Source organism: Rhizobium sp. CNPSo 3670, from assembly GCF_057784555.1.
In genome coordinates this window covers 128,780-143,996 of record NZ_JBXSOL010000004.1, presented here as the reverse complement: position 1 = coordinate 143,996, position 15,217 = coordinate 128,780, and the positions used below count along the sequence as shown (strand labels likewise).

General features: G+C 60.8%; 16 protein-coding genes and 1 pseudogene. 7 read left to right on the top strand and 10 right to left on the bottom strand.

Annotated features, from left to right (window positions below; all coding sequences use genetic code 11):
• Positions 1–43 precede the first annotated feature (43 nt).
• Genes AC13QO_RS05450 through AC13QO_RS05425 form a run of 6 tightly spaced genes read left to right on the top strand, consistent with a single transcriptional unit; the run spans position 44 to position 4,434 of the window.
• Positions 44–868, top strand: a complete 825-nt coding sequence (locus AC13QO_RS05450; protein WP_488540082.1) for a transporter substrate-binding domain-containing protein — start codon at positions 44–46, stop codon at positions 866–868.
• A 7-nt stretch (positions 869–875) separates the two neighbouring features.
• Positions 876–1,649, top strand: coding sequence for an amino acid ABC transporter ATP-binding protein (locus AC13QO_RS05445; RefSeq protein WP_285193776.1), 774 nt, complete (start codon positions 876–878; stop codon positions 1,647–1,649).
• Between the two features lie 18 nt (positions 1,650–1,667).
• Positions 1,668–2,528, top strand: coding sequence for a shikimate dehydrogenase (locus tag AC13QO_RS05440; protein ID WP_488540081.1), 861 nt, complete (start codon positions 1,668–1,670; stop codon positions 2,526–2,528).
• Between the two features lie 15 nt (positions 2,529–2,543).
• On the top strand, positions 2,544–2,912 hold the full coding sequence (locus AC13QO_RS05435; RefSeq protein ID WP_285193774.1) for a 5-carboxymethyl-2-hydroxymuconate Delta-isomerase: 369 nt from the start codon (positions 2,544–2,546) through the stop codon (positions 2,910–2,912).
• Between the two features lie 31 nt (positions 2,913–2,943).
• Positions 2,944–3,393 carry a type II 3-dehydroquinate dehydratase gene (aroQ, locus tag AC13QO_RS05430; RefSeq protein WP_085778317.1) on the top strand — a complete coding sequence of 150 codons (450 nt, stop codon included), beginning with the start codon at positions 2,944–2,946 and terminating at the stop codon, positions 3,391–3,393.
• Between the two features lie 3 nt (positions 3,394–3,396).
• Complete coding sequence (locus tag AC13QO_RS05425) at positions 3,397–4,434, top strand: Gfo/Idh/MocA family protein (RefSeq protein ID WP_488540080.1); 1,038 nt, start codon at positions 3,397–3,399, stop codon at positions 4,432–4,434.
• A 254-nt stretch (positions 4,435–4,688) separates the two neighbouring features.
• Here AC13QO_RS05425 and AC13QO_RS05420 read toward each other — a convergent pair whose 3' ends face one another.
• The 4 genes from AC13QO_RS05420 to AC13QO_RS05405 all read right to left on the bottom strand — a co-directional run bounded on the left by AC13QO_RS05420 (position 4,689) and on the right by AC13QO_RS05405 (position 9,413).
• Positions 4,689–4,922 carry a BolA/IbaG family iron-sulfur metabolism protein gene (locus AC13QO_RS05420; RefSeq protein WP_004676237.1) on the bottom strand — a complete coding sequence of 78 codons (234 nt, stop codon included), beginning with the start codon at positions 4,920–4,922 and terminating at the stop codon, positions 4,689–4,691.
• A gap of 19 nt (positions 4,923–4,941) precedes the next feature.
• Positions 4,942–7,173 carry a phosphoribosylformylglycinamidine synthase subunit PurL gene (purL, locus tag AC13QO_RS05415; protein ID WP_085778315.1) on the bottom strand — a complete coding sequence of 744 codons (2,232 nt, stop codon included), beginning with the start codon at positions 7,171–7,173 and terminating at the stop codon, positions 4,942–4,944.
• Between the two features lie 120 nt (positions 7,174–7,293).
• Positions 7,294–7,872 carry an acyloxyacyl hydrolase gene (locus AC13QO_RS05410; protein WP_488540079.1) on the bottom strand — a complete coding sequence of 193 codons (579 nt, stop codon included), beginning with the start codon at positions 7,870–7,872 and terminating at the stop codon, positions 7,294–7,296.
• Positions 7,873–7,994: 122 nt separating this feature from the next.
• On the bottom strand, positions 7,995–9,413 hold the full coding sequence (locus tag AC13QO_RS05405; protein WP_488540078.1) for an aminotransferase-like domain-containing protein: 1,419 nt from the start codon (positions 9,411–9,413) through the stop codon (positions 7,995–7,997).
• An 81-nt stretch (positions 9,414–9,494) separates the two neighbouring features.
• Between AC13QO_RS05405 and AC13QO_RS05400 the strand changes: the two genes are divergently transcribed.
• Positions 9,495–9,749 carry a DUF1127 domain-containing protein gene (locus AC13QO_RS05400; protein WP_488540077.1) on the top strand — a complete coding sequence of 85 codons (255 nt, stop codon included), beginning with the start codon at positions 9,495–9,497 and terminating at the stop codon, positions 9,747–9,749.
• A gap of 21 nt (positions 9,750–9,770) precedes the next feature.
• Here AC13QO_RS05400 and AC13QO_RS05395 read toward each other — a convergent pair whose 3' ends face one another.
• From AC13QO_RS05395 to AC13QO_RS05370, 6 genes and pseudogenes are all read right to left on the bottom strand, one after another.
• Positions 9,771–10,169 carry a hypothetical protein gene (locus tag AC13QO_RS05395; protein ID WP_285193768.1) on the bottom strand — a complete coding sequence of 133 codons (399 nt, stop codon included), beginning with the start codon at positions 10,167–10,169 and terminating at the stop codon, positions 9,771–9,773.
• An 89-nt stretch (positions 10,170–10,258) separates the two neighbouring features.
• Positions 10,259–10,930: a phosphoribosylformylglycinamidine synthase subunit PurQ gene (gene purQ, locus AC13QO_RS05390; RefSeq protein ID WP_183700288.1), complete on the bottom strand. Its 672-nt coding sequence runs from the start codon at positions 10,928–10,930 to the stop codon at positions 10,259–10,261.
• Positions 10,931–10,946: 16 nt separating this feature from the next.
• Positions 10,947–11,480: pseudogene (locus AC13QO_RS05385) on the bottom strand (RNA 2'-phosphotransferase); the annotation flags it as partial.
• 46 nt (positions 11,481–11,526) lie between these two features.
• On the bottom strand, positions 11,527–11,769 hold the full coding sequence (purS, locus tag AC13QO_RS05380; protein ID WP_085778308.1) for a phosphoribosylformylglycinamidine synthase subunit PurS: 243 nt from the start codon (positions 11,767–11,769) through the stop codon (positions 11,527–11,529).
• A 34-nt stretch (positions 11,770–11,803) separates the two neighbouring features.
• Positions 11,804–12,568, bottom strand: a complete 765-nt coding sequence (purC, locus tag AC13QO_RS05375) for a phosphoribosylaminoimidazolesuccinocarboxamide synthase (protein WP_085780082.1) — start codon at positions 12,566–12,568, stop codon at positions 11,804–11,806.
• 271 nt (positions 12,569–12,839) lie between these two features.
• Complete coding sequence (locus tag AC13QO_RS05370; RefSeq protein WP_488540076.1) at positions 12,840–15,131, bottom strand: putative bifunctional diguanylate cyclase/phosphodiesterase; 2,292 nt, start codon at positions 15,129–15,131, stop codon at positions 12,840–12,842.
• Positions 15,132–15,217 lie beyond the last annotated feature (86 nt).

Here is a 15,217-nt window from a genome sequence, read left to right as displayed (position 1 = left end):
CTTGCTTCGCCCGAAGCAAAGACCACAGAGGAGGAGAATGGAAATGCATAACAATCGCAGACAATTTCTTGGAATGGCCCTGGCCACGGCCGCCTTCGCCACAGTAGGCGCCGCAGCGGCTTCCGCGGCGACAGTCGAGGAGATCAAGGCCAAGGGCACGATCGTCGTCGGCATTCAGGGCGATAATGCGCCATGGGGCTTCGTCAACACGAGCGGCAAGCAGGACGGGTTCGATGCCGATGTCGCGACACTCTTCGCTAGAGAACTCGGAGTTAAGGTCCAGTTCCAGCCGCTCGCCGTCGCCAATCGCATTCCGGCCCTGACCACTGGCAAGGTCGATATCCTGTTCGCCACGATGGCGATGACGGAAGAGCGCGCCAAATCAATCCAGTACAGCAAACCATACGCGGCGAACACGATCTCGCTCTATGCGGCAAAGGCCGATACCGCGAAAACGCCTGCCGATATTGCCGGCTGGGAAATCGGCGTGCCGAAGTCCAGCTCTCAGGACAAGGCCATTACCGACGCTGTTGGATCGACGGCGACCGTCCGCCGCTTCGACGACGACGCCTCGACCATTCAGGCGCTGGTCTCCGGACAGGTCAAGGCCGTCGGAGGCAACATGTTCTACGGACAGCGGCTCGATGCCGCCAGCCCCGGCACCTACGAGCGCAAGATCGACTTCCTGACGACTTACAATGGCGTCGGAACGCGACTGGGCGAGAAGGACTGGAACGAGGCCGTCAATGCCTTCCTCGACAAGATCAAGGGGAATGGCGAACTTGCAGCCATCACCAAGAAGTGGATGAACATCGATCTGCCGAAGTTCCCGGAATCCATCCCCAACATCCCGTTCACTGTCAAGTAAAGCATACATGGAGGGCGCCGTGCTCAGTTCCGCTAATGATCAGTCGACATTGATATCCCTTGAAAAGGTTCAGAAATGGTACGGCTCCTTCCATGCGTTGAAAAACATCAGCCTGTCGGTTCGCAAAGGTGAGAAGATCGTCCTTTGCGGGCCTTCGGGTTCCGGCAAGTCGACCTTGATCCGCTGCATCAACGCTCTCGAGTTGATCCAGGAAGGCAGGATCGTCGTCGACGGACAGTCGCTCGATGGCACGAGCAAGGCGGTCGACGCCATTCGGCGCGAAGTCGGGATGGTGTTCCAGAACTTCAATTTGTTCCCCCACATGACCGTTCTGCAGAACTGCGCGCTTGCGCCTATGAGGGTCCGCGGAACCAGCCGGGCCGACGCCGAGAGGCTGGCGAGAAAGTACCTCGAACGGGTCCGAATCCTTGATCAGGCGGAGAAGTATCCCGCGCAGCTCAGCGGTGGCCAGCAGCAGCGTGTTGCTATTGCCAGGGCGCTTTGCATGGAGCCCAAGGCGATGCTGTTCGACGAACCCACATCGGCGCTCGATCCGGAAATGGTCAAGGAAGTGCTGGACACGATGATCGGCCTCGCACGCGACGGAATGACCATGATCTGCGTGACCCATGAAATGGGTTTTGCCCGTCAAGTTGCAGACCGGGTCATCTTCATGGCTTCCGGCGAGATCATAGAGGAGGCCGAGCCCGAGGTCTTCTTCAAGTCTCCGACGCATGAGCGCACCAAGTCTTTCCTTGGCGAGATCCTCGCACATCACTGAGCCGATTGGGTTATCGAAATGAACAACAACACATTCCTCGTCGGTCTCATCGGGGCCGACATCCAGATGTCGAAGTCCCCCGCGCTCCATGAAACCGAGGCGCGGCACCTGAAGCTGGATTACCGTTACGAGCTCGTCGACCTCGCCGAGCGCAGTTTACCCGCTTCTGCGCTGCCTGAATTGCTCGTAGAACTCGAAGACCGCGGCTTCGCAGGAAGCAACATCACGCATCCATGCAAGCAGACGGTCATCGCTCATCTTACGAGCCTGTCCGAGGACGCCGAGATGCTCGGAGCGGTCAACACAGTCGTGCTTCGGGACGGAAAGCGGATCGGGCACAATACGGATTGGTATGGCTTCTATAAGAATTTCGAGCGGGGCATGCCCGGTGTCGCCAAAACACATGCCGTCCTGCTCGGCGCAGGCGGCGCAGGAGTCGCCGTCGCGCACGCGGCCATCAAGCTCGGTATCGAGATGCTCTCGATCTTCGACCAGGACACAAATCGCGCAGCCGCGCTTGCCGATCAGCTCAACCGGCGCTTTTCAAGAACCTGCGCGCAGCCGATCAGAGACGTCGGCGCGGCGCTCGATTCTGCGGATGGGCTGATCCACGCTACCCCGACCGGCATGCGAAGTCACCCGGGTCTCCCGATCGACCCGGAATGGCTTCACCCACATCACTGGGTCGCCGATATCGTCTACATGCCGCTCGTGACCGAACTTCTGGCCCTGGCGGAGGAGAAGGGGTGCAAGACCTTGCCGGGCGGCGGCATGACCGTGTTCCAGGCCGCGGCGGCCTTTGAACAGTTCACGGGTGTAAAACCGGATGCGGAACGCATGTCGCGCCACTTCGAAGAACTGTGTCGAGCTCCAGCCTGACCAGGAGGACATGTCTTGCCGCACATCATCATCGACTATAGCCGGGGTGCTGCCGAAAGGGTGGCGATCGATGAATTGACCAGAGCCGTCCACTATCGGGTGCGCGACGGAGGCCTGGTGAAGCCCACTGCCGTGCGGACCTTCGCCAGGGAGGCGACCTTCTCCTGCGTCGGCGACGAGCATCCGGAAAATCACTTCATCCAGATAATTGTGCGCATGGCGCCTGGCCGGCCGGCAGAAACGAAGCGAGAGTTGTTGAAGGCGGTCCTCGAAGCTGCGCGCGATGTCGCAGCCCCCGCGCTGCAAGCAGGGCGGCTGGGGCTGCGGGCCGATCTTTACGAGTCCGATCCGAATTTCGCATTCCAGGAAATAGCGTTCGCCTAAGCTTGGCAACGCCCTCACAAGGAGAATTACAATGAGCCTGATCTACGTTCTGAATGGCCCAAATCTCAATTTGCTCGGCAAGCGTCAGCCTCACATCTATGGTCACGAGACGCTGGCCGATGTCGAGGCAGACTGCCGGAAAGTGGCCTCAGAACTCGGCCACGAGATCCGTTTCCACCAGAGCAACCGTGAATATGAAATCATCGACTGGATTCACGAAGCGCGCGAAGACGGAGGCGGCATCGTCATTAATCCGGCCGCATTCACGCACACGTCGCTTGCGATCCTCGATGCCTTGAACACGTTCGAAGGTCCCGTCATAGAGATCCATATCTCCAACATGTATAAGCGCGAAAGCTTCCGTCATCATTCCTTCGTTTCCCACCGCGCCGACGGCATCATCACCGGTCTTGGTACGGAGGGCTATCCGCTCGGAATCCGCCGCGTCGCGACGATGCTTACGGCACCCAAGAAGGACTGACAAATGACTCCTCCGGTCAAACTGGCGGTCCTCGGCGCGGGGCTTATCGGGAAACGCCACATCAAACACGTGCTGGACGAACCGATGGCGGAGCTTGTCGCTATCGTCGACCCGAGCCCGGTTGGAAAGGGGATCGCCAGCGAGGTTGGCGTCAAATGGTTTTCGACCTTTGCTGAGATGGTCGCCGCAGCGCGTCCTGACGGCGTTATCATCGCGACGCCCAACCAGATCCATGTCAGAAACGGTTTTGAGGCCCTCGAGGCCGGCATCCCGGCATTGATCGAGAAGCCCATCGTCGACGATATTGCTGCTGGCGAGAGGCTCGTTGAGATGGCCGAGGCCAAAGGCGTTCCGCTGCTGACCGGACATCATCGCCGACATAATCCGATGATGCAAAAAGCTAAACAGATTATCGAAAGCGGAAAGCTCGGACGAATACTGGTCGTGAATGCCATGTTCTGGCTATTCAAACCGGAGGAATACTTCGACACTTCCTGGCGGCGCGAACGCGGCGCGGGACCAGTCTTTCTCAATCTGATCCACGACATCGACAACCTTCGCTACCTATTCGGGGATGTCACGGCGGTCCAGGCGCTCGAATCCAACGCAGTTCGCGGAAACGCCGTTGAGGAGACCGCGGTGATCCTCATCGAGTTCAAGAACGGAATTCTCGGGACTGCTTCCGTTTCGGATTCCGTCGTCGCGCCATGGAGTTGGGAGATGACGACCGGCGAAAACCCCGCTTACCCTAAAACCGAGGAGGCTTGCTACATGATCGGCGGCACCCACGGGTCGCTGTCGGTGCCGCCGCTCAACATGTGGAGCAATCCGGACAAAAGGAGCTGGATGGAACCGTTCGAATGTCATCGCGCCGAAATCGAGAACGAGGATCCGCTCGTCCTGCAGATACGCCAGCTTTGCAGGGTCATCAGAGGGGAAGAAGCGCCGCTGGTCAGCGGACGTGAGGGACTAGAAACCTTAAAGGTTATCGACGCCGTGAAGCGATCCGCCGCGGCGGGCAAGCGTATCAGCCTGACCTAAATCGTTCGCGCCAGGTTACGGCGGTCGGGGAGCATTAAGTCATTCACCGAGCTGAAGCGCGGTGGCGGCATTCCTGAGATGTCCCTTGGGTCAAGCCCGAGGACAGGAATGAGGGAGTTTGAAGTACGGCGCATGCGAGGCCGGATACCGTTGTCATGCAGAACCGCTTTGCAGAGAACTAAAGACCCGGAAGGAAAGAATCCTTCCGCCCGGGCCTCTTTATTTCAAAGCTTCGGCCGGCCGAAGCCGGCATGTCAATCCGGCGCGGAGGTCTGCAGGGCGAGAGCGTGCAATACGCCGCCCATGTTTCCCTTCAGCGCCTCGTAGACCATCTGGTGCTGCTGTACGCGGCTCTTGCCGCGGAAGGCTTCAGCGACGACTTCGGCGGCGTAGTGATCGCCGTCGCCCGCCAGATCGCGGATCGTCACCTTGGCACCGGGAATCCCAGCCTTGATCATGTCTTCGATATCGCCGGGTTTCATGGCCATGATCGTTACTCCTTGCGCATCATTCCGCGGCAAGCTCGCCGCGGCCTTCCATGAAGTCAGGGAACCACGATTCATGGGCATCGCGCAATTGCTGAATCGGCAGTGAAATAAGATCGCCGACATCAAGTGTATCGCCCCCGACCGTGCCGAGGCGACGGAAGGGAACGCCGGCGCCTTCCGCATTGACGCAGACGAAATCGGCGACATCGGCCGGCACAGTCAGCACGTAACGGGCCTGGTCTTCGCCGAAGAGCAGCGCATGCGCAGCACCCTTGCCTTCGCCGAGATCGATCTTCATGCCTTTGTCCGAGGCCATGGCCATTTCGGCGAGCGCGACGGCCAGACCGCCCGAGGATATGTCGTGGCAGGCGGTCGCCTGGCCGTTGCGGATGACGGAGCGGACGAAATCGCCGTTGCGGCGCTCGGCGAAGAGATCGACTTCTGGCGCCGGCCCTTCACGACTGGAGAGCAGGTCTCTGAGATAGACGGACTGACCGAGATGGCTGCCGTCGACGCCGATCATGATCACCTTGTCGCCGTCATTGGCGCTGCCGATGCGGACCATCTTGCGCCAGTCCGGCAGCAGGCCGACGCCTGCAATCGTCGGCGTCGGCAGGATGGCGACGCCATTGGTCTCGTTGTAGAGCGAGACGTTGCCGGAGACAATCGGAAAGTCGAGCGCGCGGCATGCTTCGCCGATGCCCTTCACCGCCTGCACGAACTGGCCCATGATCTCGGGCTTTTCGGGGTTGCCGAAGTTCAAATTGTCGGTGGCGGCAAGCGGCTCGGCGCCGGTCGCGGTGATGTTGCGCCAGCATTCGGCGACCGCCTGCTTGCCGCCCTCGAAGGGATCGGCCTCGACATAACGCGGCGTCACGTCGGAGGAGAAGGCAAGCGCCTTGCTCTTGTGGCCATCGACGCGCACGACGCCGGCGTCGCCGCCGGGGAGCTGCAGCGAGTTGCCCTGGATCAGCGTGTCATACTGCTCATAGACCCAGCGGCGGCTCGACTGATTGGCGGAGCCGACGAGCTGGAGCAGCGCCTGGCCGTAATCCTTAGGCGCCGCGACGAGATTGGCGGGCAGGGGCGCAGGCTTGCCGGATTCACGCCAGGGGCGGTCATATTCCGGCGCCTGGTCGCCGAGATCCTTGATCGGCAGGTTGGCGACTTCTTCGCCCTGATGCATGACGCGGAAGCGCAGGTCGTCGGTCGTCCTGCCGACGATGGCGAAGTCGAGGCCCCATTTGACGAAGATCGCCTTGGCCTGCTCTTCTTTTTCCGGCTGCAGCACCATGAGCATGCGCTCCTGGCTTTCCGACAGCATCATCTCATAGGCGGTCATCCGCTCTTCACGGACCGGCACCTTGTCGAGTTCCAGCAGAATGCCGAGATCGCCCTTGGCGCCCATTTCGACGGCCGAGCAGGTGAGGCCGGCCGCACCCATGTCCTGGATGGCGATGACGGCGCCGGTCTGCATCAACTCGAGGCAGGCTTCGAGCAGGCATTTTTCGGTGAAGGGGTCGCCGACCTGAACTGTCGGGCGCTTTTCTTCGATCGATTCGTCGAATTCGGCCGATGCCATTGTCGCGCCGCCGACGCCGTCGCGGCCGGTCTTAGCGCCGAGATAGACGACCGGAAGACCGACGCCCTTGGCTTCGGAGAGGAAGATGGCGTTGGATTTGGCGATACCAGCGGCAAAGGCGTTGACGAGTATGTTGCCGTTATAACGCGCATCGAACTCGACTTCGCCACCGACCGTGGGAACGCCGAAGGAATTGCCGTAACCGCCGACTCCGGAAACGACGCCGGAGACGAGATGGCGGGTCTTCGGATGATCCGGTTCGCCAAAACGCAGCGCGTTCATCGCGGCGATCGGGCGCGCGCCCATGGTGAAGACGTCGCGAAGGATGCCGCCGACGCCGGTCGCAGCACCCTGGTATGGCTCGATATAGGAGGGGTGGTTGTGGCTCTCCATCTTGAAGACGACGCAATCCCCGTCATCGATATCGACGACGCCGGCATTCTCGCCAGGCCCCTGGATGACGCGTGGCCCCTTGGTCGGCAGCGTGCGCAGCCATTTCTTCGAGGATTTGTAGGAGCAGTGCTCGTTCCACATGGCCGAGAAGATGCCGAGCTCGGTGAAGGTCGGCTCGCGGCCGATCAGATCCAGGATGCGCTGGTACTCGTCCGGCTTCAGGCCGTGGCTTGCAATGAGTTCCGGCGTGATCGGGATGGTGTTTGGAATGGTCATGAGCGGAAAGTCCCTGGCGCGTTTTGCGCTGTCTTTAGCTTATGTAGCGGCGACGCGCGACAGAAAAAAGCCCGCCGTCAACAGAGGGCGGGAGGCTTTTCTCGTAAAGGCGCCAATCGCTCAGAACTTGTAGCCGATCTGGATGCCGGCGCGCGTCATTCCGTCATTCGGGCCGTCGCAGAGATCGGCATGAGAGGAGTGGGCGATCTGGGCCATCACGTTCCAATTGCGGGTTAAACGGTAACCGGCGCCGACATATTCGTGGAACAGGACGCGGCAGCCGAGTTCCGGGCCGTCATCATTGTCGTCCAGCTCGCCGGTATGGATGACGCCGCCTAATCCGGCTTCGGCAAAGAGTTTTTCATTGAGATCGACTGTCCAGGTGAAGCCCGTGAAGAATTGGGTTGCTTCACCCGAAGTGCCGATCGACGTGCCGAGATGGACACGAGGATGCAACAGCTGTTGCTGCCAGCCGACAGCCTCCTCATATCCGAAAGGATCGAAGAGAGCGGTAATCTCCGGAAAGACGCCATCTTCCCCGGCACGACCCGATTGCACCGAGGCGGAGGCCCCAAAACGCAATTCATCGAATATCTGCTCGCCGGCATTGACCGAACCCGCCATCGAGGTGACGGCTACGGCCGCCACGGATGCCAGCCCCAAGAAGCGTAACGCCATCTTTCCGAACTCGACCCTCATCTGCCGTCCTTTGATTCGCACCAAGCGTGAACAACAAAGAGGTAGCATGGGGGTCGCAGTGGTAAAGCGCTCTCGTCAGGCGTGTGCGTTTTTTCGGAATTATGGCGTGTATTTGCAACAGGTCATATTTCGCCGTCATAGGCGGATCCGCCATTTTCCAGCAGCCGGCGCAGGATCATCAGGCCTGCGGTCAATTCCTGGCCCGTTTTGGGTGAGGAGAAGCCGATGCGAATGCGGTAATAGGTTTTCTCGCTGCGAGCCGCCTTGAATTCGTCTTCGTCATCGACCAGCACGCCGTCGCGAAAGGCTGCATTCTTGAAGGTGCCAGACATCCAGGGCTCCGGCAGTTTCAGCCAGAGGAAGGGCGCATGCGGGTGCGACGCGAAGTCGAAACCCTGCAGATGCTCGCGGGCGATATAGGCGCGCCGGGAGAGTTCTCCGATAACTTCCTTGCGGATCTCGTGCGCCCGGCCGCTTTCGACCAGGCGGGCACAGGTCTCCGCCAGAATGAAAGGCAGGCCACCCGTGACCATCCTGTGCGTCACCTTGATGCGCTGGGCAAAGTGTGGCGGGCAGGCGACCCAGCCGCCGCGCACACCGGCGGCGACCGATTTCGACAGGCCGTTGACCAGGAAGGTGCGGTCGGGCGCAAGCGCGGCGATGAGCGGCGTCTCATCGTCGGCCATGCCGCCGTAGAGGTCGTCCTCGATTAGCCAGACGCTGTGCTTTCTGGCAATTGCAGCAATCGCTGCGCGCCGCTCGTAGGGCATGATCGTCACTGTCGGATTATGCACGGTCGGCATCAGGAAGGCGATCTTCGGATGCTGCTGCTGGCAGAGCCGTTCGAAATCGTCGGGAATGAAGCCGAATTCGTCGGAGTCGACCGTCACCGTGCGGCGGCCGAGAAGGCGGGCGCTGCGGCTGACCTGGGTGTAGGTCAGATTTTCGAAGACGATCTTGTCGCCCGGCGCCGAGACAGCGGCAATAACGGCGACCGCCGCGGCATGGGCGCCGAGCGTCGGTACGATGTTTTCGACCTCCGGTGTCCAGCCGCTGCGGGCAAGCCAGCGGCGGCCGGCGTCGAACCAGTTGCGCGGAAAACTACGGGAATAGGAGGAAATCTCGGTGAGATGCTGTTCGCCGATCTCGGCGAGGATGGCTGAGATGATCTTGCCCTGGCCGAGGTCTGGGGCGGCTGTCGTATCGAAACGGATCTTGTCGGCGGGCGCGTCCTGAAAGCGAGTGCCGCCGAGCGAGACGGCCAGTGCATCGGTTTGTTCGCTGGGCGGCGTCTCGGCGCGGTTCAGCACATAAGTGCCGCGGCCCACCTCGCCGGCAACCAGGCCGCGCTCGTGCACCAGCGCATAGGCGCGGCCGATCGTGCCGATCGTCACGCCGATATCATAGGCAAGATTGCGCTGCGGCGGCAATTTGCTACCGGCGGGCAGGGCGCCGCTCGCAATGGCGGATTCGATGCTGTCTGCAAGCCGGAGATAGACCGGCCCGGAGCCGCGGGAAAGATCAGGAAGCCAATTTGTCATGGTGACAATTGCTTATATTGTCACCCCGTACCTGTCAAGATTAAGAGTCAATCCCAAGGATGAGCCGAGAGGATCGCTGAAATGTCTGCATTGCCCGAAATCAACACGCCCATTGTACCTATTGTCTCTTATGGGGACAGGCGCGTCATCCTTCCCAGCCCGCCTGCCGAAGCGACGACGCATCTGGGACGGATCTGGGCCGCCATTCGTCTCTGGCATCAGAAGCGGGAGGGCCGGCGCGCGCTCAGGGAGCTTACTGCGGCAGGACTCAAGGATATCGGGGTTTCGCAGTCCGAAGCCGCACGCGAAATCAGCAAGTCATTTTTCTGGGACTGATGCTGCGGGCGACCGCAGCGATCATTTGCAGGCCCTGTTGCCGCCGGACCAACGATTGACATCGGCGGCGATGCGGCCGGCGACAGGCTCCTGCATCATCGGACCAAAGGTCTGCAGATGGGCAGGGCTTCCCTCGGCCTGGACGACGAGCAGCGGCCGGCTTTCCGGGCTGCCCTTGTGGACGAGCAGGATGCGCGGCCGACCGGAGAAGGAATTGAGTTCCGGAGCGAGCTTATAGGCTGCAAAGGCCGGATCGCCAGATTTGAACCAGCAGGCATTGGCGCCGAGCGCTACGCGCTCCATCGTCGGCAACGCCGCCCGGTTTGGGCCTGCCGCCGGTGCCGGCGACTGGCAGGCCGCGACAACGGTTGCCAGAGCGGTCAACAAAGCGGCGTTTGCGACGGTGAGGCGAGGGCGCATTGATCTTGCTCCAGTGATCCGGATGAAAGTCTTCTCGGCTGCATGCCGTTGCCCGCGGTAGGCCTGCGGGCGGCAAGGCTGAGGTGAGGTCAGGCGGCGACGACGTCGAGCGCCGAGGCGAAGAGGCCCCGGCCATCCGAACCGCCATGGGCGGCCTCGATCAGGTTTTCCGGATGCGGCATCATGCCGAGCACATTGCCCTTTTCGTTCATCACGCCGGCAATGTCGTTGATCGAACCGTTCGGATTGGTGCCCTCGGCATAACGGAACAGAACCTGACCATTGCCCTCGATCTTCGCCAGCGTCGCTTCGTCGGCAAAATAATTGCCATCGTGATGGGCGACCGGGCAACGGATGACCTGTCCTTGCGCGTAGGCGCGGGTGAAATCCGTCTCGGCATTGACGACTTCGAGCTTGATCTCGCGGCAGACGAATTTCAGCGAGGCGTTGCGCATCAGCGCGCCCGGCAGCAGGCCCGCTTCGACGAGGATCTGGAAGCCGTTGCAGACGCCGAGCACCTTCACGCCCTTTGCAGCCTTGTCGATGATCGCCTGCATGACCGGCATTCGGGCGGCGATCGCGCCGCAGCGCAGATAATCGCCATAGGAGAAGCCGCCGGGGATGACGATCAGGTCAACGTCGGGGATTTCCGTCTCCGTTTGCCAGATCGTCACCGGCTGGTGACCCGAGATCTTGGTGAGAGCGGCGATCATGTCGCGATCGCGGTTGAGGCCCGGAAGTTGAACAACGGCTGATTTCATAGAGTCCCCGCATTCGCGAAAGATATTGGACTGGAACGCTCTCGGCGAGCCATACTCCATTGTCCGCGACAAAGAAAGAATGGCCTTCTGAAAACATGGCGGCTGCGTCGACACGCAGAATGATATAGTCGCCCTTGCGGCGCACGGCGACAATTTTCGCCGTTTCGATGTCGATCGACAGATGGACGTGGTGCCGCTCCATCTTCTTCAGGCCTTCGCGCTCGATCAACGGCCAGTTCGTGAGTGACGTGGCGTGAAAGAGAACTGCCGGCGGTTCAGCCGGGGCTAACGCCAGATCGACCGCGACACTGTGACCTTGATTGGCGCGGATCCTGTTATCGACAAGCGTGAAGCGTTTCTTCGGACTGTTGTCGATGATCTCGACGATATCGGCGCGGGAGACGCCGTATTTCGACGTCAGCACCTTTTCGAGATCATCGAACGACACCCAACCCTCGGCATCAAGCGTCAAGCCTGCGGCATCCGGCGCATGGCGCAAAACATAGCTCATGAATTTCGAGACTTCCGTCTCCAGCTTTGCCTTCAGCATGACGCTCAATCCATAAGACCTGCCGGTTGACGGGCAGGTCTGCAGGTCAGTCGATCGCGATCGCGTAATTCTCGATGACAGTGTTGGCGAGCAGTTTTTCGCACATCGCCTTGAGGTCTGCCTCGGCGCTGGCCTTGTCGGCGCCTTCGAGCTCGAGGTCGAAGACCTTGCCCTGCCTTACATGGCCGACGCCCGAAAAGCCGAGGGCGCTGAGCGCCCCTTCAATGGCCTTGCCCTGCGGATCGAGAACGCCGTTTTTCAGCGTGACGGTGACACGAGCCTTGATCACTTTGTCTTTCCTGCCTTACTTGACCAGACGATCTTTACTTAACCAAAACGGGGCCGGTGCCGCGCACAGGCTCGTTTTCATTGATGATGCCGAGACGGCGAGCGACTTCGGAGTAGGCTTCAAGCAAGCCGCCGAGGTCGCGGCGGAAGCGGTCCTTATCCATCTTCTCGCGGGTTTCGATATCCCAAAGCCGGCAGCTGTCCGGCGAGATCTCGTCGGCGAGGATGATGCGCATCAGATCGCCTTCGAAGAGGCGGCCGCATTCGATCTTGAAATCGACAAGCTGGATGCCGACGCCGAGGAAGAGACCGGTCATGAAATCATTGACGCGGATGGCGAGCGCCATGATGTCGTCGAGCTCGGCCGGATTAGCCCAGCCGAAGGCGGTGATGTGCTCTTCGGAGACCATCGGATCGTCGAGCGCATCGGACTTGTAATAGAACTCGATGATCGAGCGGGGCAGCACGACGCCTTCCTCGATACCGAGGCGCTTGGCGAGAGAACCGGCAGCGACGTTGCGCACGACGATCTCCAGCGGGATCATCTCCACTTCCCTGATCAGCTGCTCGCGCATATTGAGCCGGCGGATGAAATGGGTGGGGATGCCGATCTTGTTCAGGTGGCTGAAGATATATTCGGAAATGCGGTTGTTGAGGACGCCCTTGCCGTCGATGACTTCGTGTTTCTTCTTGTTGAAGGCGGTGGCATCGTCCTTGAAGAACTGGATCAAAGTGCCCGGCTCCGGACCCTCATACAGAATCTTTGCCTTGCCCTCGTAGATACGGCGGCGACGGTTCATCTTGGTCATTCTCTGTTGTTGGCGCTCTTGGGATAGCGCGAGTGGATCGATCTCGTGGCGTCCCCTTAAAGGAAAAGAGAGTGTTTCACAATCCGCCTGTCGCTCCTTCCCCGGTTTCCGGATTTCGTGGCCGCGGTTCCCGGATTTGGTGGCCCTATTTCCGGATTTTACGGAATAGCGCCAAGAGAATCGAATGAATTCGCTTTACGAGTCTAGCGGCTTTTCCTCTACGGTGGAATGAAGGCGAAATGGCGGGCCGCTTATACAGGTTTTATTTGACTCTTCTGCTTGGCAGCGCGCGGCGAAGATGCGTCTGCAGGCCGCGCGCGGCGGTCAGCCCGAGGCGCCAGCATCCGGCGCGAATGAAGGAGGGGATCTGCATGGCCGGCATCGGCCGGGCGAGCGCATAGCCCTGCAGCGTGTCGCAGCCGAGTTGCTCCAGAATGCGGACATGATCCGCCGTCTCCACGCCCTCGGCAATGACGAGTATATTGAGCGAGCGCCCGATATCGATGATCGCGCCGACGAGCTTACGCTGCTCGGCCGAGTGCGGCAGCATGCGGATCAGCTCGCGATCAATCTTCAGCGTGTTCGGGCTCAGGCGCAGAAGGCTGACGATCGAGGCGTGGCCGGTGCCGAAGTCGTCGATATGGATGTCGATGCCGAGCTTGCGCAGCTTTTTCAAATTGGCGGCCACCGCCTCGTCGCAATCGTCGAGCGAGATCGATTCCAGCAGTTCGAAGGCGATGGCGCCGGGTTCGATCTTCAGGGCGCGGAGCTTTTTGCCGAGGTCGGGATCGGTCAGCCGCCGGGCGGAAACGTTGACCGATATTTTGGGGATCGACAGCCCATCCTTGATCCAGGCACGCCGGTCTGCCAGCGCGCGCTCCAGGATCAGGGCGTCGATCGTCGAGACGACGTCGAGATCCTCGGCGATATCGAGAAAGCGATCCGGCGTCAGCAGGCCGTGCACGGGGTGTTGCCACCGTGCGAGCGTCTCGATGCCTGTGACATCGAGCGTGCGGGCGTCGAACTGCAACTGATAGAACGGCACGAATTCATCGCGCTCCAGGCCGATGAGGATTTCATCGGCGAGCTGCTTGGCGGAGACGATATCGTTGCGGGCCGATGCCGAGAAGAATTCGAAGCGGTTTCGGCCAAGCCCCTTGGCGCGATAGAGCGCAATGTCGGCGTCGAGCAGCGTCTGCTTCGCGTCGAGCTTGGCGCCGCCATCGACCGCGATGCCGATGCTGGCGCCGAAACGGCAGTCATGCCCCTCATATCTGACGGGCCGGCGCAGTTCGCGGATCAGGCGTTCGGCCAGGCTGGCGATCTTCTTCGATGCAGCGTCGACGGCGCAGAGGATGACAAATTCGTCACCGCCGATACGCGCGACGAAATCAGCGGCGCGAACGGAATGTCTGAGCACATTTGCGGTGTGTTGCAGCATGGCGTCGCCCGCCCGATGGCCGAGGGTATCGTTGATCTGCTTGAAGCGGTCGAGATCGATATGCAGAACCGCCAAAGCGAGGCCGTTAGCCCGGCATTCCGCCGCGCGGTCGTCCAGCATCTTGTCGAGATAACGGCGGTTCGGCAGACCAGTGAGATAATCGTGCAAGGCCAGATGCTCGATGCTCTCCTTGGCGGCTTCGAGTTCGCGGTTACGGGCTTCCGCCAGTTCCTTGGCGCGCTGCAGCTCGTTGCGAAGCGCGACCTCCTCGGTGACGTCCCAATTGGCGCCGATCAGTTTGCGTTGGCCATTGCCGTCGACGAAGAAGGCCGAGCGGGCACGGATGATTCGTTCGACTCCGTCGCCGCGGATGATGCGGTATTCCTGCTGAAAATCGCTGCCGCTTTCGACGCTGCGATCGGCGAGGCCGAGCACGCGTTCACGGTCATCCGGATGCAGGCTCTTGGCCCAGGCGTCACCGCCGATCTTGCGTGCCGCACCCTGCAAGCCGTAGATGGCAATCAGGCGATCATCCCATTCGACGACGTCGTTTTCGATATCGGCCTCGAAGACGCCGATGCGGGAAACTTCCAGCGCCAGGTCGAGTCGGCGCGACAGGCGCGACAGCGTCTCCTCGGCTTCCTTGCGGGCGGTGATATCGGTATCCGTTCCAACGACGCGCGTCGGTACGCCATTCTCATCCCACTCGACGCAGGCCCCACGGCAGTCGATCCAGACCCAGTGGCCGTCCCTGTGGCGTTCACGATATTGGAAGATCTGATAATCCGGATCGCCGGCATTCTGCCGCTCGATCGCATGGGCGACGAAGTCGCGGTCGTCGGGATGGACGAGTTGCAGCCAAGCCTCGTAGTCGCCGGCGACGTCCTCGTCCGGCGCCATTCCGCGGATGGTTTTCCACGTCGGTGAATAATATTTCCGGTTTAGACGGTAATTGTGGTCCCATACGCCGAGGCCGGAACCAACAAGCGCATGGTTCCAGCGGCTCTCGCGCTCAGCCAGATCAGAATCGTCGGTCGACCCATCGCCGGCCTCAGCCGCTGTAGGATCGCCATGCGCTTCATGGGCCCCTGAATGGGCTTTCCTCACGGGCATTCTCGCTGATTTCATCTCGGCGCAGTCTGCGGCACTTCTATTAAGAAAGCCTTAGAAAGTAGTCGCTGAAATGACGAGCGCCGGGT

Excerpts from the sequence above, each read along its gene's own strand:
- AC13QO_RS05450 (WP_488540082.1), top strand. The coding sequence starts at position 44 with ATGCATAACAATCGCAGACAATTTCTTGGAATGGCCCTGGCCACGGCC.
- AC13QO_RS05445 (WP_285193776.1), top strand. The coding sequence starts at position 876 with ATGGAGGGCGCCGTGCTCAGTTCCGCTAATGATCAGTCGACATTGATA.
- AC13QO_RS05440 (WP_488540081.1), top strand. The coding sequence starts at position 1,668 with ATGAACAACAACACATTCCTCGTCGGTCTCATCGGGGCCGACATCCAG.
- aroQ (WP_085778317.1), top strand. The coding sequence starts at position 2,944 with ATGAGCCTGATCTACGTTCTGAATGGCCCAAATCTCAATTTGCTCGGC.
- AC13QO_RS05425 (WP_488540080.1), top strand. The coding sequence starts at position 3,397 with ATGACTCCTCCGGTCAAACTGGCGGTCCTCGGCGCGGGGCTTATCGGG.
- AC13QO_RS05420 (WP_004676237.1), bottom strand. The coding sequence starts at position 4,922 with ATGGCCATGAAACCCGGCGATATCGAAGACATGATCAAGGCTGGGATT.
- purL (WP_085778315.1), bottom strand. The coding sequence starts at position 7,173 with ATGACCATTCCAAACACCATCCCGATCACGCCGGAACTCATTGCAAGC.
- AC13QO_RS05410 (WP_488540079.1), bottom strand. The coding sequence starts at position 7,872 with ATGAGGGTCGAGTTCGGAAAGATGGCGTTACGCTTCTTGGGGCTGGCA.
- AC13QO_RS05405 (WP_488540078.1), bottom strand. The coding sequence starts at position 9,413 with ATGACAAATTGGCTTCCTGATCTTTCCCGCGGCTCCGGGCCGGTCTAT.
- AC13QO_RS05400 (WP_488540077.1), top strand. The coding sequence starts at position 9,495 with ATGTCTGCATTGCCCGAAATCAACACGCCCATTGTACCTATTGTCTCT.
- AC13QO_RS05395 (WP_285193768.1), bottom strand. The coding sequence starts at position 10,169 with ATGCGCCCTCGCCTCACCGTCGCAAACGCCGCTTTGTTGACCGCTCTG.
- purQ (WP_183700288.1), bottom strand. The coding sequence starts at position 10,930 with ATGAAATCAGCCGTTGTTCAACTTCCGGGCCTCAACCGCGATCGCGAC.
- purC (WP_085780082.1), bottom strand. The coding sequence starts at position 12,568 with ATGAACCGTCGCCGCCGTATCTACGAGGGCAAGGCAAAGATTCTGTAT.
- AC13QO_RS05370 (WP_488540076.1), bottom strand. The coding sequence starts at position 15,131 with ATGCCCGTGAGGAAAGCCCATTCAGGGGCCCATGAAGCGCATGGCGAT.